Genomic DNA, 23,963 nt, shown 5'->3' on the forward strand with positions numbered 1-23,963 from the left:
TCAGAACGCGGCGTAGATTGAAACTACGGCGAGCCTGATCCTCCTAAGCCAATCAAACGCTCGTGTTCCAAATCATTCGATGACGGACACTCTTGAGACAATTTGCTGAGATCAGTGCGGGCGCCGTTAAAACTCGCGGGGTCAAAGTGCATGATTTCGAGAGCCTTGCGGGCGACGCTCGAGATGCTGGCGGTTTCCGAAATCATTTGCCCTAAAGCGCCGGCTCCGCCTTCAGCAGCTTCATAGAACAAAAGTGCTAGGCGCTCCTGGCGAGAAGGTGTTGGTTCGACGAGTATCTCCCCTTCTTCCAGTTGGAATACGGCTTCGATACCCCTTGCCAACGCATGCTGGAGCGTAGAAAGAGTATTGGCGGATCTATTTCCTAAAGCTGCGAGCCAGGACTCCGGAAAACGGATTAGTAGCGCATTCTTGCGGTCTTCTACGAGCGGCACTATGAGTTGCGTGAGTTGATCCGGTCTTTCGTCGCTACTGCCGTCATCTTTGGGCTGGCCAACCCAAACGCCAGTCCTTGGGTTAATGAAGAAACCAACCTGGGATTTTTCCTTTCGCCGCCTGAGCCCCTTGTTGATCCGGCTGATGTAAGCTGCTTGCGCATAATCCATCGTGATGATTTCACCAGCATCATCCGAGACTTTCATAGATGCTGTATAGCTAGATTCATCGAAGGCAAACGTGGTCTGTATCTCAAAACCCTGCCGTTTTCTCTCCTCGTCATTGGACGTAATCCTTTCGGCAGGTCGCGTTCCGACGTTCTCGATGCGATAGAGATTTGTAAGCGGCACTGACTTGCTAAGTGGTGCATTGCACACGTGGCATCGCTCAGGGTGCTCCCCGTCGTGGCTCGCTCCACAAGATGGGCAAAGTGCTCTCGACTTGGTGCTTAGGTATCCATCGTCACGGTCTCCTGCCTCCTTGAGTAGGGCGCGGTCGACACGGAATGCACGACCTTCGTGATAAACAAGGCTTTGAGGACCGAACTCAGAGATAGCCAAGAAACGTGCCCGCTGTATGTAGCGTTGGTTCTTGCCATCTTGCCCGCCTTGTACATAGGCCATCAACGGTAAACGTGGGAAATTGTAACCTGGTAGGAAACCTTCGGTCGCAAGATAGCGATAAATGTAGAAATCGTTATCCCTCTTTGACTGGGTCGAAAGCAGTATCGAGCGTTGAAACTCGCCCATTCGCCTGCGTTCTTCCGCAGCTTTGCGCTCTTTCGGAGAGATTGTGTAGTCTTTGAGAGACTTATCCGCCAAATGGATTGCACGCTCCGCGGCCTTTAGTAGATCGCGCCAACGATTGAATGAGTTATTGAACCGATCTGGAGCTTTAGCGATGACGCTCTCAGCAACTTGTGCAATCGATTTGAACCATCGCGGGTTTTCTCCCGCGTAGTCATTTTCCAGTGCAGTCAGCACAGCCTCAATGAGCGGTTTCGCCTGATCGGCGGTGCGACGATCAGATGCTACGTCGCGAATTTCCGGGAGAAGGTCTTTTTCTGGATCTAGAAGATCCAAGTTTCCCTTAATATTCCTATCCAGCTCAATTCCGCTTGCCTGGAGCTCCATTCCAAGGGACGCCAGCCACTCGGCGTTAAGGTGACTTTCAACCAGATCCTTGTTTTTGAGATCAATAGAAGGCGGAACAACGATGCCGTCCACCAAGTCGGTTTTGCGGTTAAAAAAGTACTGGTCGTGGGGGCTTTGCGCTGCACAATAAGTGACGATCAATGCAGCCTGCCCACTCCGACCTGCGCGACCACTACGTTGTGCGTAATTAGCTGCGGTTGGCGGGGCGTTACGTAAGTAAACGACGTTCATCGCCGAAATATCGACGCCAAGTTCCATGGTAGGAGAACAAAAAAGTGTGGGTAAGAAGCGGTCGTCTTCTCTGAAACCCTTCAGCTTCTCTTCTTCCTCGACCAAGGACTTTTGATCTTCTTTTTCGTAGCGGAAACGCATCTCCCGCAACTCCCGAAGCTCGCCTTCGACCTGCGCGGTATGCTCGCGCCCTTCAAAACCGAACAGCGTTTGCCCACCGTGATCGAGCATGTCGGAAATGGTTTTGTAGACTCCGACAAAGTACTCGTTTTCCAGCTCTGCGCTCGACAGAGTTTCGTCAAGCGTAAACTGTATCGTTGACCCTGCCAGTCTATAGCCCATTCCGCCGAATGGACCTCCTTCCTTTACCACCGTCCCATAGTTTTCGGATGCCTTTAGCAGCGCATCAAAGATTTCTGGCACTTCTTTGAGAGTGACCCGTCGACCTCCAAAGGTCAGGTCTCGCATCTTTTTGCCGATTGCGCTCGTTGGAGTCCCCCGGAGGAGTTTGTCCTCATCCTTGTTCTTCATTTCTTTCCGTTTGGGGGGATCGGTCATGAAGATTGCAGCAGTTACGATGCGGTCATCGTCCACGTTCCAAGGTGACTTAATAAGGTTGTGGTTTTTTCCTACTAGCTCCTCGAGTTTCAAACGATTCAAGGCCGCACAGTCAACAGCAAGTCCCTTACGCATATGGTCGTAGAGTACTTTCAGAGCAATTCTGCGTTCGCTGGGCGAGGCGTCGCTCAAAATGGGTGAGCTTTGAAACTCTTGGTTGTCGGCAGCAATATCGTCCAAGTATTTGTATTTTGCTGCAAGCAAACCAAGCTGTTCGAGGTTGGGGTTGGTGTATCTCCAACCTTTTCTTTGGTCGATCCAGAAAAGATGTTGAAGGTTTTGGCGCAGAATGGCCTCGGCATCGTTTCGACGCTCACCTTTCACCCCAGTATTGAATAACCATTCTGGCGCTCTCTCCGCGAACTCCGGCGCAGCAAGGAAACCAAGCGCTTTTTGTACTGCTTGCCCAACTCCAGCTTCATCCAATATGCCAGTCGGGGCAGCCCGCAGTGCACTCACGATGGCACCGCGAAGCATAGTGACAAAGACAAAATCGTTGAAATGGCCTGCTTGAAGTGCCGCGTCCTGTCGGTTGTCTGTAAAAGAGAGTAATTTGCGAGAATGCTGTGCAATCGTGGAGTCCGGCAAATTCATCCATCGCAATATTGTCGACAATAATATGGTGGTTGCTGAACTCCTACTTTCCGCGCTCAACGATGCAAGCTTGTTGATATCGCGAGCAGGCGACGTATTCACGTCCCCACAAGAAGGGCAAAAGCGGAATTTGCCTGGTAAAAACCACGCTTGGCGTGTTCCGGCGTGCGCTGTTCCGTCAGGAAGAACGGAATACTGATGCGCTCTTTTTTTTCGATACGTCTGCTTTAAACGTTTCTCACCATTTGGTTTTTCATCCAACCATGCATCAGGGTAATCCTCATCTCTTCCTGAAAATGCGAAATTCGAATCTTCAGGCTCCGGCATGAGAAAACCCCAGTCGGCACCGTCGTCATCTTCATCGCCGTCGACCGGAATATCGTCTATTTCGCGCTTTTCAAAGACGTCGACACCATCACGGCTTCTCAAGGTTACCGGGTGAAACTCTTGTCCGCAGTTTCGGCAGAAATGCGTAGGATAGAGACGTTCATCTGCCTTATTCGGGTTAAAGATTTGGCCACTAAAGGTAACATCGCGCTGCCCTTCAGGTCGTAGTGTTGTGTACAATCTGCCGGCACCCGCCACGAACTGGTGTAATTTAAATGCAAATAGCGGCGTGTTTTCTCGGCTGCCTTTAACTCTGTCTTTTTCCGGGATGCTGAAACCAATTAGCGCTTCTCTAAGGGCTTGCGAACAAACTTCCTCGTGAAGGCCACAGTCCTCTGACAATTGACTTGCGGCGTCCGCTAACGAGATTGGTTTAGCACGTTCCGGCTTGGTTTCGACATTCTTTAGGCCGATCCTTGTTTCAACCCAAATTGCTAGGGGGTCATCAAAATAGTCATTGTTCTTCCGCCCGACTGCCACGCCACCGGTAGCCGCTTCTTCTACCGCCTTCGACAATCCCATCAAAGACTTACCACCAATTTTGGCGGGGTTTGTGACGCGTTCTAGTGTTTCTGTAACGACAGCGTCTGGTCCAATTCTGCTTCCGAAAATCTGACTTGCGATCTGGGAAACTGCTTCGTTCTTCTCGTGTTCAGCGCCTTCCGACGCCATAGTCGCTGATGTCCCGATACAGAGTGGAGGTTTCTTCGGGTCGCCGATTCGAGAACGGAGCCGGCGCATGAGCATCGCGACATCAGCGCCTTGTCGACCTCGGTAAGTATGTAATTCGTCTAAAACAACGAATTGTAAGCCTTCGCAATTCTGTAAAACCTTGCGGTCCAGATCACTCTGACGTGTCATTAACAGTTCAAGCATCATGAAGTTGGTGAGCAGGATATCAGGCGGGTTTGCCTTTATGAGCTCTCGATCTTCGCTGCTCTCTTGCCCAGTGTACCGGGCATAGGTCACCAATCCTTCGGTAGCTGAACCTAGATAGCCTTCGAGTTCTTTGGCCTGGCTGTTTGCCAGCGCGTTCATTGGATAAATTACTATAGCCCTGGTTTTGGGCCCACCACCTGCTTTCTTATCCCTAATCGCGGCGTCAATTATTGGGATGAAGAAACACAAGGACTTTCCGGAACCGGTTCCGGTCGTCACAACGTAGCTCTGCTTATCCTTCGCAAAGCTCACCGCTTGTTCCTGGTGTTTGCGAAGTTTCAGTGTGGGGTCATCCTGGCCTTCAGGCCCCCACTTGTCCTGAAAAATTTCAGAGCATTCAGGTGCAAGCACACCGCCTTCAACAAATTCACGTATCGAACCACCGGAGGCATAGTGGGGATTAATTTGTAGAAGAGGTTCGGGCCAAAAGTGTTTTCCCTCGTAAAGCGCATCAACTTTTGCGGTGATTTCCGGGGACTTTATTTTAGTGAACGAGCGAGAAAATGCCTTGTACTGGTCGATAACAAACTGATCTAGGTTAAAAACGTCCATTGGGTGTTCCGCTAACTTGTATCGCTCTAGTGACTTTCTTGGTTGCTCATTTTTGTCGAGCTTTGCACTTCAGCTCCAAAAAAGGCGCAGGGTTCGCTTCTGGGTTGAAAACCCGCCAAAAGCCTTAAGCTGTCTTTTCCAATAAACACTTTTTGCTGGAGGCAACTCACTTGCGAAGGGCAAGGGCTCCAGAGCAGCTTCGAACTCTTCTTCATTATTGCTTCGTCGTGCAATTCAAGAAACTACAGACAAAGGAGAATGAGTGCATGTTTCTTTCGGCCTGAAATTTTTCATTTTATGCCTTTGTAATCCACTATTTCAGTGTCTCGATGGATATTCGGACGGAGCTAGGATCCACCCCCAGATCGGCGGCAAGCCGTTCACGGTGCAACTCAATAATCTCGCCAAACGTCGGTTCGCCAGTGCCTAAAGTTACGGCCTGTCTTGCTTGCATGCGCGCCGCGGAAGCATCGTCACGCCGCCTTATTGCCTGTGCGTCCTCAAATGAGACCTCTTTAATCTTTTGCCAATCGCCGATCTCAAGCTGATCAAGTATACAATCAGTGTCCGTGTAGTTGACGGGGTTTCTGTAGCCTGGCCATTTCAGCCCTGAATTTGTTGCCGCGTACTGATCAAACTGAATCAGCCAACGACCGTCATCATCCTGCAAGACATCTTTTATCGTCGCTACCATGAACGATTCACCGTGATGCTCTGGATCCCCAGGTCGCCTCTTGTCGAAGGCGTTGTGAGTAAGGACAACATGGGTCGCACCCCGTGCCTTCACGGGATCGACTTTCCACCACCCAGTCCCGCCCAAATCCGCGACGTCTTCTGGCTTCTTGCTCGTAAAAATTACCATGGCCGTAGGCATAGAATTTCAACCCATCAATCTCGATTTGATACTACGCGAGTAAAATCTGAATGCAATATATTATATAATTATTATATAAAAAGTATATTTTGGAAGTGCCATTTGGTCTGTGCATGGCCTCTGCGTAGTACCCAGATAGGCTAGCTTTCTATCGCCTCTTCGATCAGTCGACAGCACATTTGGCTGAAAACGTTAATCCCAAGTTAACCTGGTTCTGGCACCATGATCGGATATCTAAACAATGAGACAAAATTATGGACAAAGATCCGTAAACTAGAGCTCTGAAGAAGGTAATAAATCGGGTCTTGTACATGTTGCCAAGCGGCGCTAAGTTGATGATCCGAAATTGGAAATATCGATGACTTTTGTTGTGAAACAACCTGAACTGTTCAGTCGCCCCAGCGTGCGGCTGATATCGCTTGGATAGTCCCTGGTCGTAGTTCGACCGTTCCAAGCTGCTTCAGATTGAATCCGACAAAAGGGGTGCTCGATGCCACGAGGATCTAAGACTTCTTCCAGTTTTCTCAAACAACTCAACACCTGGTTCGAGGACGCACTGCGTGAACTATGCTCTACCGATTTTCAAGAAAATCCTTGGGGAGCAGATGAGGGAAAAGCGGGCGCGGGGACGAAGTGGTTCGCTTGCTCATCAAAACTCGATATCCACTCTGCGGCAGCTTTGATCCGGCTGATTGCAAGCTTCCCCGAGGACCAAAAGACCGTCATTGAAAGCTTGTATGCTCCCTATGGCTTCACCGTCGTTGAAACCGGTGATCCGGCATGGGTTGAGCATGTAGAGGACGCTTTCGAACGCGGCCTCATGCCGGCAACAATGAAAGCTCAGAAACACCTTCCAAAGATCAGCCTTGTTACTCGGAATTCTAGGACCTATTCATCGCGTTGGGCCAAAGGAAAAGATGAGTTTGAGAAAAACTTGTCTGATCGCATGGCGGAGCCACAGCCGCTCCTGTGCATTGTCGAGTGTTTGGAGGAAATTCCTGAAACAATCCGACAGGCGGCAACACAAGTTGTGCGGCTAGCCGAAATCTCTCAGAAAATCGTTTTAAAACTCCACCAGGTACTACACCGTCCATGCTGCAAGCCGGACGTGCAACCGATCCTTGGGCAACTGCCTCAAGCACAGAAGTTGCAGTGTTTGACCCTGGAACAGCTGACCACCGCAGTGCGACAGTCAGACACCAAGAAGATGGTGGAAGCGCTTATTCGATTTGCTGATGACAACTCGGTTGCGGCCGATAAGTCAGCGCTCGACGCAGTAAAGGGCTTGGGTTCGACGAAAGCGGTTCTGAAGCAACTGTCTGCCGACATTCAAACATGGAGAGGCGGTCAATTGGATTGGTCGGAAATTCCCAGGGGCGTTCTCATGTTTGGTGCGCCGGGCACAGGTAAGACATTTGCAGCTTCGAAGCTTGCCAGTCAGATCGGTGCGCACTTCATTGCGACGAGCTACGCGGATTGGCAACGGCACGGCCATTTGGGAGACTTTCTGGCGGCAATGGGCAAGTCCTTCGATGAAGCGTGCAGAAGGTCGCCGACGGTACTATTCATCGATGAAATCGACTCTTTTGAAGATCGTGCAACCGCAAGCGGTGAGAACGCAAACTATACTAGATCGGCGCTCAATGGCCTGCTTGAAGCAATGGATAAAGCCAATCAGCGTCAAGGTGTCTTGGTTGTTGGGGCGTGTAACCATCCAGAAAAACTGGATGCAGCGTTAGTGCGCTCGGGGCGTTTTGATCTGAAAATTGAGATGTCACAGCCCGGAAAAGACGCACTTGTCGACATTCTTCTAGACCATTGCGGCGATGAAATTACGCTGCGCACGATTGAGGACGTGGCTGCACATCTTATTGGCTGCACAGGCGCGGATGCGGCGGCGATTGTGCGACAAGCCCGCAGTTTGGCGAGATATAAAGGAGCCACGTTGGAAGATGCTCATCTGTGGGCCGCCGCGGAGAATATTGTGCCTGAGAGTTCGCAATCGGATTTGCTGCGGGCTGCTTATCATGAAGCGGGTCACATTATTGCAGGGAGCATTCTTGGGCTCGGCTTGCCTGATCGTGCCGAGATCCGAACTGGAGGTGGGGTTGTGTCCTTTGAGAACAAGAGCCCATTTCCATTGCTCGCTGAGCTTGAAGCGAAGCTGGCAATGCTTCTTGCAGGGCGCGAAGCGGAAATGGCTTTTCTTGGATCGGTTTCTACTGGCTCTGGCGGCGGTGCGCAAAGTGACCTTGCGCAAGCGACACTTCTTGCGACGCGCCTGGAAGAGATGTTTGGACTTGGCGCAAATCCTTTGCTGTGGCGGCCAGTCGAAGTGACGAACCTTAGTAACATCCTTCAGGATGAGCAAATTCGGTGCAACGTATTGGAACGTTTGGAAACGGCCAGTTCTCGGGCGAAGGACGTCATCGAAAAAAACCGAGCCGTCATCGAAAATTTGAGCGCTCTTCTGCTTGAGAAGCGCGAGATCTACAAAGCAGAGATCGAAACAGTTTTTCGCCAAAATGGGACACATGTCGCGTCCCACTCGGGAGCACTTTTTACCTCACCGGAGCTTATGCCGGTGGGGTGAGACGGACTGTTTTCTTCGTCTTGGGCGCGACCGATAGGTCTGTCTCGGATGATCGAAAAACTTGCGCCATGACTAAACTCTTCTAGCGCTTTCCAGTAAGGAGCAAGATCAAGGTTCGGCTGCTCCTTCTTCAAAGCTTCAAAAACCTGCTTGGTGAAACGCCCTGGCACAATAGGGTGGCCGAGCATCAATTCGGACATTCGGGACAACTTCTCGTCTCGGATTCGTGTGAAGGAACTGTTGAGTACTCTCAAACTGAGGGGGTCTGTCTCCGGTATCGCGAGATGCCAGTGAACATTTGTGCACTCCGTGGAAGCACGCGGTTTCACATGCCTAATCAGGCAAAGGCGTCTTACGCTGGAACCGGGTACTCGATACTCCTGGCAATATGCCTTGATCACTTGCGCGAGCTGAGTGTGATCTAAACGGACCTGGGGTGCCAGAATCACGTGCCGTACGGAGAAAGCTTTTCCCGAGAGCTTCGAAATCTCACCCATGATTTGGATGTCATCGGGATGCCCGCAAAGCCAATCAACCCGCTCGTTTTCGCCCTTGGCGGCAACGTATTTGGCAATCTTGTTGGTATGACCGGTAGGGACACGAGATGTTTTGATGATCACGTGTTGCCTCCTATCACATGGATTTGGATGCCATGTAGGGAAGCAGATATCTTGGCCAGAGCGGCAGCAATGGCGAGGCATTCAGAAGGATCGTCATCGGCGCGCTTTAGGGTATGCGTGAGGTATCGAAGTTCTTTGCGCAAGTCCTGCAAAAGATCCAGAAAACAGATGGCGCGTTTTAGATCTTGCGAGATCGTTTTTTGAGTGCAACGCCGAGATGGTGGCCGCGTTTCCACTTCGTTTGAGAACCCGAGTGAACGCGCAAGCAGGACGCGAGCCTGCGAAGTAGGTGAGATACCATTTTCCTTGGCCCGTTCATCCAACAGGCTTTTCAAATCCGAGTTCAACCTAACTCCAATGAGTTCAGTTTGTCGGGTCTTTGAACTCCGGGCAGCTTTTCCCATCGCGTAAACTCCATTTGGCTAGCGGCACAACTTGTTGTTGGACGTTCGCATAGCCAGAAGTTTGGTAACGTCCTTGCAACAAACAACTCATCAACCACCGCGGGACAGGCCGTTGTTGCTTGCGTCCGCACATACATTTGCCATCGAGCAAATGAGGTTAAGCAATATGACAAAGACAGGATCTGCAAAGCTGTACCCAAATGGGATCCCCAATCACAATGAATGCTCTGCTTGGCTTGGCGTGCTGGATATTTGCGGCAAAAGATATCTTGTAACCGGGTTTGTTGAGATTTTTTCTCCATCCGACGCAGCACTTTTTTTGGAGATTCATGAAAGGCGCTCTGGTGTGCGAACCAGTCAAAAATCAAAGCTTGAGGTCTTTCACAACAGAACCGAGGAGAGCGAACCGCACCTTTTTGGAATCGCAATAATCCACCAGCAACGCTTTGCGGTCGGATGTTGGATGTGCCGCGATACGAAAGGGAAAAGGTACTTTCTTTTGACTTTTTCTCTGATAGAGGAGCAGAGGCAGGTGCAGCCTGTCATTCGACGCCGACCGCGTATCAAGCCAGTTAGGCTGAAATAGTACGGTGTCGAAGGAGAGGCTGCACCTGCCTGGCTATGTCAAAGTGCGTACAGGTCATTTGGGGGTCCTTATGCATGTGGCAGGATGTGAAGCAGTTCGCCGAAAACAAGCAGAACATGAATGATAACTGCTGCGACATGAAGTTGGTGGTAGGCGGTTCGAATATACTCAAGCATGAGCATCTCCATTTGATTGTTATTGCGCAGTTCTTTTGACATGTCTAAAAATACATGTCAACAAAAAAACAACGTAACATATTGAAATTATTTGATTTTTTTAAAGAGGTTTACTTGAGGTCAGATGTGAATTCGGAAGGCAAAAAGATAGAAAAGTGAAAAAAATAGAAAAGTGGAAAAGATAGAAATGAGAAACTGTAGAAAAGAGAAAATATAGAAAAGATAACCGGTGTTCGTCGATGAGCTCCGTTCAGAGCAGGTAGCTAAACCCGCCAATTTAGAAACTTGGGAAGAACCGTTGAAGACTCGCTTAGGCTACCCCCGGTTTACCCCCTTTTTTCCTTGGCGCGGAAAAAGGGGGGTAACCCCTTGGACTTCCCGACTTTCAATCTCGTCGAGCAATTACGGTTGGTTCTCGACACTCGACATTCAGGATAGAAATGCTTTGATGGAGTTTTTTGCTTTTTTGACCACGCAGGTTGGGTGTAACCGGCGAGCAACTCGTCAATGGGCCTTCTCGAAGACTGGCAGTGGCATGTATGCTTGGATTAAGATCAGGGGCTAGAGGACTAGACAATCCCTAAAGCGTTTGCAGGAGGGACGGCGTTGATGTTGAATGACAATTCTTGCTTTCAAAGACGATTTGGAACAGTTGGCGGCACTTTGCTCAACGGACTGCATCCGCTACAATGGAAAGCTGGTTGATGCTGAAGCTGCCGAAATGTTCCTGACGGTGTATCGGAGCAACTCAAGAAGGGTTGGTGCCGTTGATCTATGCAGGCTAGACTAATAATCGACCTGTCTACACAAAGGGTATTTTCCCGGAGCAATCAGTGAAGCTGAGTAAAGCAGCAAAGCATAGATCGAAGAGATCCAAGAAAAAGCAGGCAAGTGAACCTTGGTCCAAGCTCGACGAGTTTCGTCAGGCACGTAAAGTTGAGCGCAAAGCGAGAAAAGCCAAACTGAAGGCTATGTCGCCAGACGAAAAAAAAGCGTTCCTAGTCAAAGAATCAAGAGAAAAAGCCCAAGTTAAGAAAGAGAATAAAGCAATTGTTAGATCCATAATCAACCGCATGGACAAACAGGGAGCAGTCGTTGCCTCTAGCCCTAAACCTGAGGATCGCGACGAATGAATTTTGTTGCCAGTTTCCACCAGATTGTAGAAGTACTGCGCCTAAAAACGGCCAAAGTCGCTCGAGCTTTGAATGAACTTTAGTCACAGCTAGGAAACACGAACCGATAAGGAATGACGCTTACCTTGTGGCGGTTTGGGAGGCAGTTCACGCAATTCGCCGTAAAGACATCGCAATTGTTACCAGTGAAACTCATAAGCAACCGCGCAAGCCTCCAGCCCAGAATGGGCAGGAGATCGAATTCACAAATCAAAATATTTATCGTTAGCGTTCAGAAAAGAGATTAGCGACAGTTCTAGAGCTCGGACAACTGTTAGCTCTTTAGCCTCGCGAAGTTCGTCCCATGCCGCATAAAGCGCTGGGTTCACATCTGAAGTAAACGTCTTTGTCCGAAGCGCTGCTCTTCGTCGACTCGGGCTCATTTGTGCCAGCTTCAGCTGTGACGGGGACACAGACGCCCCACGTTTGAAATTCATATCTGCTAATGTTTCTTCATGAATGTTCCCAATGTTTGGAACTCTTGTTTGGGTGCTCATCTGAATCTCCTTAGATATGTTCGGAAGTGGGTTTAGTGGCGCACAGGAGAATTTCGCGTGCTAGCGCCCTTGCATTGTCGAATGCGGACTTTGGCGAAGATCCTTGAAACGCTAGGGGTAGATCTATGTAGTCACCGCCCAGGCTCATCATGGCTTGAAAGACGGGTCGGGTCGCCAATTGTGTTTTCAACAGTGGCGCACCGGCTTCTTCAAGAATGGCCTTAATGGCGCCTGTGATCCGGAACTCTACTGCCCCAGGTTCTGTCTGGCTGAGCAATACACTGGCCGGAATTTTCTTACCCAGAACCTGGCTTTTCTGGCGTACTTGCTTGAGAACCTGCACAGCGCCCAGGGCATCCATCCTGCTCGCTCGGCATGGTACAACAACAAAGTCAGAGACCAAGATTGCATCGATCAAGCTGGCATCGTTTGAGCCTTCAACATCCACCAGTACAAAATTAGCTTCTACTGCCGCTTTAAAAATTGCGTCCGTCAAGTCCTCTTGGTCGACGGGGCGCACATCGATATTGCGGTTCAGCGGTTTCAGGTTCGCCCAACTGGAAATCCAGCGTTTTGGATCAGTGTCCAGAATGATTGAGGACAGGTCTAGCCTAGAGAATTCTTGTGAAATCAACGCGCAGATGGTTGATTTTCCACATCCGCCTTTTGGAGAAAGAAACGAAATAACAGGCACTTAAAAACTCCTTTTTCTTGCCTGGTTCCATATTGGCAGATCGACCTTTCTGAAAATTTAAAGATGCTTTGGAAAAGCAAGAATTCGGAGGCCAAGTCTTAGATTGGCTTTCTTTGTCTTGGGTTTGCGAGGATTGCCATGCCAAGACTTGGCAGTTTTAGGTTTGCCTTTCCAAGCCCTTCCCATCCTCGGGTAAGCCCTGGTGTTGTGTGAAGTTAACAAAACCTGAACGCCAGCCTTGACTCTCGGCTTTAGAAACCACCGCTAAACCAAAGGTCGGGACACTCCGCATGTCAGCAATTTCGCTGGCCAATGGATGAGAGCCCAATGGCAGGACCCGAGCAGTGTCAGTCAATTTGAGAATTTTCGCATTACGTAAACTGAACGCGCCTGGCTATGTGCTCCAGGAGAAACACCCATGGCAATTGATGCCGAGCGGACAACTAAGGTCGCCGCGAAAACTAATGTATTTAAAGTAACTGTCTTAGAGGCCAGCACCAACAAACCTCAAACGAAGGTGTTTCATCCAGGCGGGGTGGAGCGCAGCAGTCGAGCAAAACACTTCAAACCTCATGAAGCCGAAATCTCAGGGTTTGATGGTCTGGCAGCTTTGCTCGCAGAGCTGGCTCACGAGCCGTCCAAAGTGGTCGTGATGGGCTCAGTCACCGAGGCATGCCGCAATCAAAAGAAAATACGAAGATTGGCCAATCCACGTGACGGGCTGCCTGCGACGCTCGAAGACAGAGGCTCCTGTCTTTTACATTTCGATGTGGATGATCTCGTACGTCCCGACCATTTGGGATGGGAAGATCCGGCGGCCTTAGCGCAATGGGCCTGGAGCGAACTTTGTCGCAAAATACCTGTGCTGCAAGGCGTATCCGTAGTTTGGCAAGCGTCTTCTAGCGCGGCAGCCCCCGGGAAAGATGACTTGGCCAAGTTTCACTTCTGGTGCCTGGCAAACCGTCCTCTGTTTGCACACGAGCGTCGATTTTTGTTCGAACATGCCGGAAGTGACAAGTCTCTCGCGGGCATTGCTCAACCCAATTATACGGCCTTCCCGATCTTTCAGGGCGTATCTGATCCACTCGCAGGGTGCCCCAGATCAGGAGTGTTTAGAGGGTACAAAGATGCTGTCGATGCCTCAGTCATTGCCTTCCCAATCGAAGCCAAGAAAAGGCATGCCAATCCAAGGCAGTCCAATAGAAGAAACGACAAGGGTTCTCTTACCAAGTCTTCAAAAGGATGCACGTCGACATCCAATTTTGGACGACAGCAGTTGTCCAAGGCCTGCGAACGAATTGTGCTGAAGGGGGCATCCAACCCTCGGATTTTCGACGAAGTTCAACTCGTTGGCGGCTACGTAGCAGGTGGACACATTTCCTTCGACGAGGCTCGAGAAAGCCTTGTCGAAGCTGCGCGATCTGTTGGATACAAACGTGCGGACGAAGTAGTTGAGAACGGTCTCGAAACTGGCCTGGAGCGACCGCTCAGCCAAAGCGACATTAAAGTCGCGACAGTACCTTTCTATCCAGCTCCGACCCTCCATCGTGAAGAGGCCATCGCAAAGCATGCCCAGGTTTTGGAAGACTGGGGAAGACAAGCCTTGGCTTACCATGCCAAATCTTGGCAATTCACAGATGGCCCTCGACCTGTAACAGCGCCGCGTGTTCTTCTGTCCGGGGCGCAAGGCGTTGGGAAGACAGCGTTCCTCGTTGGCAGAGAGGGAGCGCCAGGCTTTCTTCACAAAACACATGGCCTGGTTTCACTGATGCTCTTGCCGGATCATGCAAAAGTTCAAGAAGCGCTCGACGACTATATCTTCAATGCGCCGGCTGGTACTCCCCTCGCGATAGGCCTACGTGGGCGGGGTCAGCCCGACCCAATGGAAAACGGGGTAAAAATGTGCCGGGTATTTGAGACAGCCCGGTACGTGTCGGCTCGAGGTTGGTCGGTTCGTTCATCACTGTGCAAACGATGTCCACATCAAGACACTTGCGGATATCTTCGCCAAGAGGCCGAGATCAAACGGGCTTTGAGGGAAAAGACCGGTCTAATTATCTTTGCCCCGCACGAATTTGGCTATTTGCCGCTGCCTGGTGAAGCGAAACCTGACCTTGTCATCTTTGATGAGCGCCCGAGAGATTTCGCCGTTGAAAGTGTAGATGTCACATTGGAAGAACTCGGGGACTTCATTCTTCCTGAGGCCCGGTCATTTTCGAAAGAACACGGCGTTACAATAGGAGTTGCTGCCGTTGTCGATGAGCATCCCGTTACCCGTGTTCAACGAGCCCTATTAAGTTCGCTTGGGCAGTCTGCCAGCGTGTCTCTAAGTGCACTCAGAGCCTCTGGCATAACGCCCATACTCTTCGAACAAGCTATCGCGGCACTCGAAGCCTTTAACTCGATATCGGTGTCAGTTATTATTCGAAAGGCTCTGGGCTATGGCACTCAAACATGGAACGCGCGCGACATTGCGCGCTTGAGCAGTAGGCTGCAAAGACTGTCCACCGAAGAAGCTCAGTCGCTTCAGTTTTTGTTCGAGTGTCTTCGCTCCGAAATTGATAGCGGTCATGAAGAAGCGGTTAGCGTTTTCAAGAGAGGCCCTGATCGGGATGACCCAAACGTCGCGCCGGGTTTGAAGGCAGTGAGGATCAAGTCGCTCAAACATGGAAACGACATTCCATTTCTGTATCTTGACGGCACGGCAGATCCGGATCTTTCTCGGATAGTCTTCGGACCAGATCTTGCCTGCCATCATCATCCAGTGGAGCGAAACGCCAAAATTACTCAGGTAGTAGGATGCAACTTTTCTAAGCGTCGACTGTGTCAGATGAGCCAAGCCCGGCAGGGTTTAACCCCTAAGATCCAAGAGGAAAACCAAAGGCTCAAAGCCTGGGTTGAACAGGTCATTGCGCATCAGCCTGACGCCGCAGTGTTTGCAAGCAAAAGTGTTCTCCAGTCACTCGACATTATCAATCCGGAACGGGCAGGGCACTTTGGTGCTCTAAGGGGGCAGAACAGATGGGAGGGTTGCCCTTCAGCACTTGTAATTGGCCGTGAGCAACCGGCTTGCCAGGACATCGAGCGCATCGCGCGAGCCTATGCTGCCGCTACAGGTGATGTCTTCCAAAGCGGGGAGTACACTAAAGTCTCTAGAGGAATCCGGCTTAAAGGAGGGGTTTCGCCCTTGGAGGTCGTTGTACATCCCGATGCTTGGGGGGATAGGATTCTCAGGCAAATCCGGGAAATGGAGATTTTACAGGCGATGGATCGCATCCGGTTGATCCACAATGAATGTCCCAAAAACGTGTATCTGCTTTCACCGGTGGTTGTGGATGCCACTGTTGACCGCATTGAACAATGGCGGAGTTTCAAAAAGGGCGGCACACGGATCCAACGCGCCGTTCAATCCCATGATGTGATTTTTCTTTCACCGACTGACTGCGCCAGATTCATGCCGGATATCTGGGCTTCCAAACAGCTCGCCGCGCAAGACCTCCCCACCGCGAAAGAAATGTCAAAAGACCCATATAGATTTATCTATGATGGGGGCTTTGACGGTCAGTGCCCGATCCAAGTTACGTTTCGGATGAAGACCGATGCTGGACGTTCATCACGGGAAAAGTCAGCACTGATTTTCGGCAACGACGGAAGAGCGCGAGCAAAATTGGAAGCTTTGACTGGTCCTTTGACAGAGTTTTGCAAGATCATTGAACCGAAAACCGACAGTAAGTGAACCGCAGCAACCTCATGTGTGTTTCACAAAGAGCTTTGAGGTTGCTTGCATCTAACGGCATACCCGGCTTGCTAACGCTAACTTTTGCTCAGCCAACACCACATATTGATAGACTCCTACTAAAGTGTTTCAGCAAGCTTGCTGAGAGGCAACTTTCAGTGCCAATCTCTATTCAATTGGAGTGAAGCCAATTTTCTAAAGGTGAAGGTATGAGAGTTACTGGTTCTGCGCATTTGGTTTGTTTGTTGGCTATGCCAAGTCTCTGGGCAGGCGCAGCTTTGGCTGACCAATTAATTTCCTCTAACGAGATCATAAGTGCCGTTCCCGAAATAATTTCCAGTGACTGCCAAGTTTCCTGCTCTACAGACACGCTCTCGTTCAGAGAAGTGCAGTTTTCCGAAGAATTGGAAATCGGTAGTCGCCGATCATTTCTTGTTTGGGATCCAAGCTTGTGCGGGTCCGCAGGATGTCCCACCGCTGCAATCGTTATTGGAGAGGACGGGGTCTTCTACTTAGGAGACGGTCTCGGATTGAATGAACACTCAGCTTCAATCCTTCCAATTTCAACTCAGAGGCTCATTGCTGAATATCCATATCCCGTGGCACTTTCGCCGTCAGGGGGCCCGCCCAATGAAAGCTTAGCCGAGCGTTACCCAAGCGTTCAAAAAGAAATAGCCTCAATTTTCTCGGGATCTCCTTTGGCTAGGGAAGCCATCACTGAGACCTTTGAGAATGTGATCGAACTGGCATATTCTGAGACTTTTGGCCAATTGGTTCTCAATAGGCTAAGTGTTGCGCCAAATGAATTTTTGGACAAACTCTTTTTGGGTGGTGACTTATTTGGATCAGGCGTAAGCCCAAGCTTCACGCAGAATGTCTCGGAAGGTTTCGTCAAAGACGCTGCAATATCTATCACATCAGACTTAGTTAGTGAGACTATCGTTCGTGAGTGGGCGCTGCCAGGCGCAGACCGAAGCTATCAAAACTTAGCTGTGGCAGCGCTATCGACGGCTATTCAGGAGCCACTACATTTCCTTTCTGCTCCTGATCAAGCGTCAGCAGTGGGTTCCGGACTAATACGTAGATTTTGGGATCTTGTGGATATCTATCTTGCCACGCAAGGTCTTATTGAAAACCAAGATCAACAGATGATTGCCGCTGTTGTGGGAACTGACAGTGTCGCTGAGTTAATGAGCCGGGAACCATCTGAACAATCTGATCGTATCGCAAAGGACGTCTTCGAAGACATTCTTGGGCGCGCTGAAAACATATACGGCCCTGACGACGCGGTTGCTGTCGCGCAAATCCTGAAACTGGAGCGGAGTGCTTTGATTCGCCAAAAGCAAGGTGATACCGAAACAGCCATCATGCTTCGGGATAGGATTGTCGAAGTCGGAAATGATGCCTCCAACGTCTCTCCTTTTGCCCTTATTGTAAAGCCCAAGGATTGGGTCGATGCTGCCTTCAACTGGGGAAAAGATGGACCGCAGAGGGCTGCTCGTATCGCCATTGAGGGCACAAGTTTGCGCGAGCTACCATCTGGATCTGGGCAACAGATCCTTCCCGTTAGCTCCACGAAGACGCCCAGCGGCGCGCTATGCGAATTAGCGGAAAACCCGCTTTCTGGTGGCCCTTTGAAGAGTTTACTGTGGGGCGCGAAAATTTCAGGAACAAATGAGAAAGATGAGCACTGGGACGAGTATCTGGCAAGGGGAGGAGATATTGCCAACACGATATTTGTGAACGCAACAGGGAAAGAAACGATTGGCGTCTACAAAATAACAGAGTCCCAAGTCTGTTTCAGTTATGGGGCGGTTGCTAGATGGAACTGTAAAACGGTGTCTACATGTAAGAGCGGAGAAGCACCCTGGGTAATTACTGACCTAAAAGGAAAGCAAACTTCGCTAATTCATGCTGTCGAACCGTATGGGTTTGCACCATATCATACACGCCGATGGGCCGACCTTGCTTCGCAGCAACAATTGGCGATTCCACTCGATGGAAGCAAGCCAAGACAGTATACACCTATTCCTCCAAACATGGAGACCACAGTAGTCGATTTGGAGCGTTTGTTTTCAGGTCCTGGCTTGACATCAACCGTCGAAAAAAACTCTTGTCGGTTCACTATTGTCTACAAATCCCCTATTGCCGGAAATCGAGATTTTTCATCGGGCGGATGGGAATGGTGGTTGGGATCAAATTCTAGTGGTCAAAACACTGTTGGTGTCGAGACCCTAATTTATACTGTCGATCTTGAGAGCTACGACGTCAATTCGAGCTTGCAGTCTTCGGCTCGGGGTAACACTACTTTAAACCCATTGTTCGGCCGATCCTTCTCATTGAGAACAATTACTCAGCGAACAGACGACGACACTTTAAGTTCAGACGAGTCCCAAGCTATTGGCGGTTTTTTCTTTAAGGGACTGAACTCTCTAAGAATTAGCCAATTGTTGCAAGAGCTTTCGGATGTTTGTGCAGGAAGAAGCACCAAATCCACCCAACAAACATCAGCTTCTCAAGTACCACCACTAAAAGACCATTCTTTCGAAGCTCACCACTGCACATCAGTTGATAACGACATTGCCAGACTTCAGTGCTTTGATGCGGCTTTCGGAAACAAATAAGCGTCAGACGGGTTAACTCAAAAAAAAACGAATTATTTTCGAGCGCTATGTATGTAGGGAAACAAATCATCTTTCGGACAGTCAGCAGTAGTGTCCTTATCAGCACCTTAATGCTGTCAAATTGCGCTGTACCTACCGCAAAACTTTCCGAACAAGATGCCGCAGATCTATCAAACAGCGAATTGTGTGGGCGCTATGCATTTTCAACTAAAATCAATGAGGCGGTGCCGCTCTTGGAAAAAGAGCGTCGCAGGCGTGGTCTGTCTTGCAAAAGCGAACTCGATAGAACAGTTGGTGATTGTTCCACAATGCAAATAGTTTCGTATGGGCCAGTTCCAGCAGCCCAGGGACAGGGCCGGCTATACACAGTAAGAAATTATTCTTCTGAACCTAGGCGCTTTCGCATCTACCAAGAAGGTATTTCTTCAATCGAATTCACTATCCGCTCTAACTCCACTCAGAGATTCGGCGTGGGAACAAGTACTTTAACCGGGCTTATCGGACAGTCTATTTCCAATGGAGATCGACCCAAACTATACGGCTGCCAAGTCATCTAACGCCTCAGTTGACGGGTAAGGTTTACAGGGGCTGTTGAGCAGCCCCTGCTATGCCAGATTGATGAGGTTTGCGAAGTCTTAGGGCTCGGTTTGCAGTCCCTTCTGTGCATCCGAGAATGCCAAGAAACCACCGATACCCAAAAGGACTACGCAAATTATTGAAAAAACCCCGAAGCCAAAAGCCCAAAGAATGCCCAACGCAGCAATACCCATTAAGGCTCCGCCTAGTTTACCATTCTTAAAGGCCATGCCGGCTCCCAAAATGCCAATTATTGGCATCAGCAAAGACATTGTCTTGTAGAACGCTAGCGATGATTGAACTTCCGCGTTAACCTGAGCGGAATGAGCATCGCCGTTGAATGATGCGATGCCTGACATAATACCTGATCCAGCTCCCGCTAATTTGAACCCGACCACACCTACAAGCAGTGCGATTAAACCACCAATTAATCCTAGAACTCCACCAGCTTTCACCAGTTAACCCCTCTAATTTCATTCAATATTCTCTAGTTTGTCTACGCGTTAGAACGTCAGTCAACTGATCAGTTAAAAACCAGTTGTACTAGCCTTTGCTTGCATAAAAGGAACAGCGATTTGAATCCCTTCCAGACATAGCTAGTTTGTAGTCGGCCACTCTCGCGTTCAGTGTCGTCTTTCCGAGCAATAGCCCAAAGTTGGCGACAGCAGATACTGAACGTCCGTTCAAGGTGGCGTTGATCCTCGCGTTTAAACCCTGAGAGTTTCTTAGCGAACCAGTGTATCTGTTACCACCCGCGTGCTTGATGTTCATCACACCGTTGATTTTTATCTTACCAACGCGACTATTCGAACCACAATTTGTAACGTATCGCCAATTTCCTGTTACATTACCTGGTCCAATCGCAATTGGCGGCGGCGGGTTGTAAATCCTCTGATTGTCGGCATCATTTAACCAAACTGCCAACTTTTCATTTGACTGAACCTTCAACTCATCGAGGAACTGGTCATTGAGAAAGCTCGTCGGGTCAACACCTAGAGAGCTTTGCCACCGTGAGATTGCACTTCTAGTACCTTTCCCGACTTTCCCGTCAATTCCGTTTGGATCAAACCCCAAAACCAACAGCCTAGCTTGGATATCTCGAACTGCACCGCTATCCAACGACAATGCAGCTTCGCTTTCTTTCGTAGCTGGTGCGAAAGTGCCTACACGATTGCTTTCAGGTAGCGCCTGTGTGGCGTTTTCCGCGATAGTTTCGTTTTGCGTTTCTGAAGTGTCGACGGTCATATAAACGATGCCATCAACCGAGACCTCGGCCGTGACCGACTTGTTGGCGAATGACGGTGGAAAAGGTCCGCAGGAATCCAGTGCAGCAACGAAGTCACTGAAAAACTTGCGCGTGGCTGCATCTATCGCAGTTGTGTTCACCAGCTCAGGGAAACCCTCTACGACACCATTCTGATCGACTTGAATGACTGCACGCAAGTCTTGGGACGGCTGTTCGGGCAACGAGTTCCCAATGCAATCGGAAACGGAACTAGTCTCTTGTATTTTTTCCTCTTGCTGCTTCAGAAGGTTATCTAGCTCTGCTACATCAATTCCACCTATCTGTTCTTGCAGTAGAATACTTACCGCCAAGTCAGTGGTGGGATGTTCTAAAGCGATTTGGTCAAGGAGCCGTTTCACTTGCACCAGTTTGGCAGGAGACGTATCAGCTCCTTGGTAGAGCTTCTCTGCCTCGTCTAGTATACTCTGGGCATCTTCCGGAGTAGAACTTGGCGTTGAGGAAGCTTCAGATTTAATTTGGCCAAAGGCCACTTCATTTGATTGGGAAACACTTGTGTCGGGCTGCCATTCGGCGTCGATTTTGCCACATGCTAAGTACGCCGGCCGTCCGGGTAGCCCTTTTAGACACATTATTGCGCGGCTTTGTTCTTCGCCGTTGGGGCGTCGCGCCACAACGTAAACAGATGCCGACGGAAAATTTTGTCGCCAGGTGGCATCTGCGTTCGGAACTGTTTTATCTATATGACTGTTCAGTGCGGAATGATCACCAGCGGCAATTGAGTCTGTAAGCGCCTCGAAGTAGGGCATCAACGCTGCAACATCCTGTGAACGACCAAAAAGCTGGGAACCACTTCGGGTAACGAGCGTCAGAGAATTATCACCCGAGCGGATAGTAACTTCTCCATTGTTGATACAACCAAAACCTTGGCCAGTTCCGGTTTGGGACAAACCGGCAAAAATACTTCCACTTCCTTGTTGTCTAGCGTGAACAATGCTCCCATTTGAAAGACTGCACGTTGTCTCCAGCGTTGCCACCCCACCACTTTCAAACATGGCTTCTGCAAAGCTGTCATCCGGCATCGGAAGGCGTCCAGGAAATGCGCGCATAACCCCGTTAGCTGTGTTTGGGCATCTTCGAGTTTGCCCGCCGGAAAACTGACTCGGCCAAACAATTTGAACTGAAGGAAATCCGCCGGAAGCACCGTTTGCAGTTGTGGCGTCGGCTACTTCGAAGGGTATGCAGACCCAAAAGTTACCAAGTGTTTCTAGATCCAGAGAGGTTTCATCTCCAAACCAGTAATCCTTCCCAATCTCAACTTGAAATGACACATCGAATTCCATTGTCGTTGGGAATTCTGCTGCCCGTTTTTCAACAGATTGAATCAAATCTTTCCTAAATTGGCGCTGTTCGAATGCCGACATCGCTTGCCACTTGCTTTGGTGCAAATTTCTTGTGAGATAGTCTGCGACGTGATCAATCCGACTATTGCGCTGGTAGTCTTTCCCAAGATCATAGTAACCAAGCGATACCGCAAACGAAACGTAGTCGAACAAGCCAAAATTATTGATCGTACGAAATTCGTATTTTTCTTGAGCCGTGATGTCGTGTCCAAAAAAACAAAAAAATCCACTTAAAAACAGTATACTAGCCAACCTTGGGGAATTCATCTAAGTCTCCAAATTACAAAAAAACCTTTTATGCGGCAACACTTCGTGCTTTTGGCAGGGGGCGTGAACAGGTTTTTGAAACTAAAAAATAAAATGTTCAGCCCACTTGTTCTTCGTACTTTAAACTATTCTCACTTGCTTGTTTGGTTCCTGATAGTTGGCTCGCATTATAAGCCGTCGTCAAGTTTTTGCACAATAAGATTTAAAATCAGACCCACTTAGTCAAACTGATCACAGATGAGAACCATGCGAACTTTGGAACAATTCATTCAGGCGTACGTCGCAATACAGTCATCTTAATCTTCCTCTCACTCATAGCTTTAGGGCAGCTCATCAATGAAGGGTCGCGTCGGTTCTTAGTTGCGATCCGTGAACGTTATCGCATTCGTCCGAGAGTTTAAATTCATGCCGCTGGACGAGTGGTATTCACCGCGATACGCTGAAGCACCCCTAAAATCGGGCGGCATTCCGCTAATAAAGAGCTCTAAAGCTTGATCACCTCTTAGGACTAGGAGCCGAGATTTGGCATCGTATTTCTATCACAGAACATAAACCTATCATTCGCATTCTAGAGCTTTTGGGAGAGCTTCATTTGTTTGTTTGTTACGTTGTCAGACTTGCGCTGATTTTGGCTGTTGTACTCTTTTCACACCCAACTGCTTCATTGGCTCAGGAAAACTCTGAACTGGAACCTGGGCGTTTTGGAGATTGTTGGCGGTATCGCAAACCCTGGAGAACCACGGTTTGCGAGTGTACAAATCGAACTGAATTCAAGGTATTTGGCGATGGTATCTACCGATATGGTTCCAATCCATGTGCGGCAGCAGCTCACTCCGGGATCCTTGATAGTCAGAATTTTGGCATTATCGCAATAGAACCTCATCCAGGCTTGACCGAATACCACTCTGTGGAACGAAACGGTATTGTTAGCCACGAGGGGCGGGGTGGTCCTGGATACACAGTAAAGGCTCTGCGAACTCAAATGGATCTCGAAGAGCTGCGGGCAAAGAGCAGAGCAGAAATAACTGGGGTGGCAAACTTAGAGGAACTCCAGGGTGTCTGGAAAGAAGGATCCGAAAGGTGCTATTTTGATGGACGAGTGCTTTTCAATCTTCAGGAAGTCCCGGGGGTTAGGGCATTTGCTCATCCGAGGCTGGGGTTAGAAAACTGGCACAGTTTTCCAGTTGGAACGGTACTAATGCGTGTCACCAGCGGGACCGCAGAGTCCTTTGTCGGTTACTGGCTTTTTGAAGATAGGTTTTGGGGGCGAGTCGAAGGTGAAATGGTGATCCCAATGCGTTTTTTCGACGTCAATGAGTTAAGTGTTGACGGACGATATCGCAGGGGAGTGATTGGACTACATCGTGATCGATATACGTCCATTGAAGATGCGCTTCGAAAATACCCAGAGGCGTTCAAAAATGCTTATGAAACTGTTTATTCACAATCTCTTACAGGTGGATTGCTCAGCATTCACGCTGTCCGCCATCAGCACCCATGGAACAGACTAGGTTGATTGCGTAGCGGAGGATTTCAGGCTCATCGTAACCATCAGAGAGTGGAGATGAGA

General features: G+C 49.5%; 12 protein-coding genes. 5 read left to right on the forward strand and 7 right to left on the reverse strand.

The window, feature by feature from the left end; translation table 11 throughout:
- Positions 1–23: 23 nt before the first annotated feature.
- Both ACR0AM_RS20570 and ACR0AM_RS20575 read right to left on the reverse strand, forming a co-directional pair.
- Complete coding sequence (locus tag ACR0AM_RS20570; protein WP_480623883.1) at positions 24–4,928, reverse strand: DEAD/DEAH box helicase; 4,905 nt, start codon at positions 4,926–4,928, stop codon at positions 24–26.
- Between the two features lie 313 nt (positions 4,929–5,241).
- The gene (locus tag ACR0AM_RS20575) at positions 5,242–5,622 is read right to left on the reverse strand and encodes a hypothetical protein (protein WP_480623884.1); all 381 of its coding nucleotides are present in this window, start codon (positions 5,620–5,622) and stop codon (positions 5,242–5,244) included.
- Positions 5,623–6,292: 670 nt separating this feature from the next.
- Here ACR0AM_RS20575 and ACR0AM_RS20580 point away from each other — a divergent pair.
- On the forward strand, positions 6,293–8,395 hold the full coding sequence (locus tag ACR0AM_RS20580) for an AAA family ATPase (protein WP_480623885.1): 2,103 nt from the start codon (positions 6,293–6,295) through the stop codon (positions 8,393–8,395).
- Positions 8,396–9,011: 616 nt separating this feature from the next.
- Here ACR0AM_RS20580 and ACR0AM_RS20585 read toward each other — a convergent pair.
- Entirely contained in the window at positions 9,012–9,419 is a 408-nt protein-coding gene (locus ACR0AM_RS20585; RefSeq protein WP_170576973.1) for a hypothetical protein, read from the reverse strand.
- A 1,595-nt stretch (positions 9,420–11,014) separates the two neighbouring features.
- On the opposite strand from ACR0AM_RS20585, the gene ACR0AM_RS20590 reads away from it, so the two are divergent.
- Positions 11,015–11,314: a hypothetical protein gene (locus ACR0AM_RS20590; protein WP_480623886.1), complete on the forward strand. Its 300-nt coding sequence runs from the start codon at positions 11,015–11,017 to the stop codon at positions 11,312–11,314.
- Positions 11,315–11,556: 242 nt separating this feature from the next.
- Here ACR0AM_RS20590 and ACR0AM_RS20595 read toward each other — a convergent pair whose 3' ends face one another.
- Entirely contained in the window at positions 11,557–11,850 is a 294-nt protein-coding gene (locus ACR0AM_RS20595) for a hypothetical protein (RefSeq protein ID WP_170576976.1), read from the reverse strand.
- A 10-nt stretch (positions 11,851–11,860) separates the two neighbouring features.
- The gene (locus ACR0AM_RS20600; RefSeq protein ID WP_170576977.1) at positions 11,861–12,544 is read right to left on the reverse strand and encodes a ParA family protein; all 684 of its coding nucleotides are present in this window, start codon (positions 12,542–12,544) and stop codon (positions 11,861–11,863) included.
- A 418-nt stretch (positions 12,545–12,962) separates the two neighbouring features.
- On the opposite strand from ACR0AM_RS20600, the gene ACR0AM_RS20605 reads away from it, so the two are divergent.
- Positions 12,963–16,280, forward strand: a complete 3,318-nt coding sequence (locus ACR0AM_RS20605; protein WP_480623887.1) for a hypothetical protein — start codon at positions 12,963–12,965, stop codon at positions 16,278–16,280.
- Positions 16,281–16,489: 209 nt separating this feature from the next.
- On the forward strand, positions 16,490–18,904 hold the full coding sequence (locus ACR0AM_RS20610; protein ID WP_480623888.1) for a hypothetical protein: 2,415 nt from the start codon (positions 16,490–16,492) through the stop codon (positions 18,902–18,904).
- A 635-nt stretch (positions 18,905–19,539) separates the two neighbouring features.
- Here the strand turns inward: ACR0AM_RS20610 and ACR0AM_RS20615 are convergent.
- Positions 19,540–19,935 carry a hypothetical protein gene (locus ACR0AM_RS20615; RefSeq protein ID WP_480623889.1) on the reverse strand — a complete coding sequence of 132 codons (396 nt, stop codon included), beginning with the start codon at positions 19,933–19,935 and terminating at the stop codon, positions 19,540–19,542.
- An 88-nt stretch (positions 19,936–20,023) separates the two neighbouring features.
- The gene (locus ACR0AM_RS20620; RefSeq protein ID WP_480623890.1) at positions 20,024–22,393 is read right to left on the reverse strand and encodes a peptidoglycan-binding domain-containing protein; all 2,370 of its coding nucleotides are present in this window, start codon (positions 22,391–22,393) and stop codon (positions 20,024–20,026) included.
- A gap of 592 nt (positions 22,394–22,985) precedes the next feature.
- Here ACR0AM_RS20620 and ACR0AM_RS20625 point away from each other — a divergent pair.
- Positions 22,986–23,909, forward strand: a complete 924-nt coding sequence (locus ACR0AM_RS20625) for an LCCL domain-containing protein (protein ID WP_480623891.1) — start codon at positions 22,986–22,988, stop codon at positions 23,907–23,909.
- The last annotated feature ends 54 nt before the right edge of the window (positions 23,910–23,963 follow it).

The organism is Ruegeria sp. AD9 (assembly GCF_056542305.1).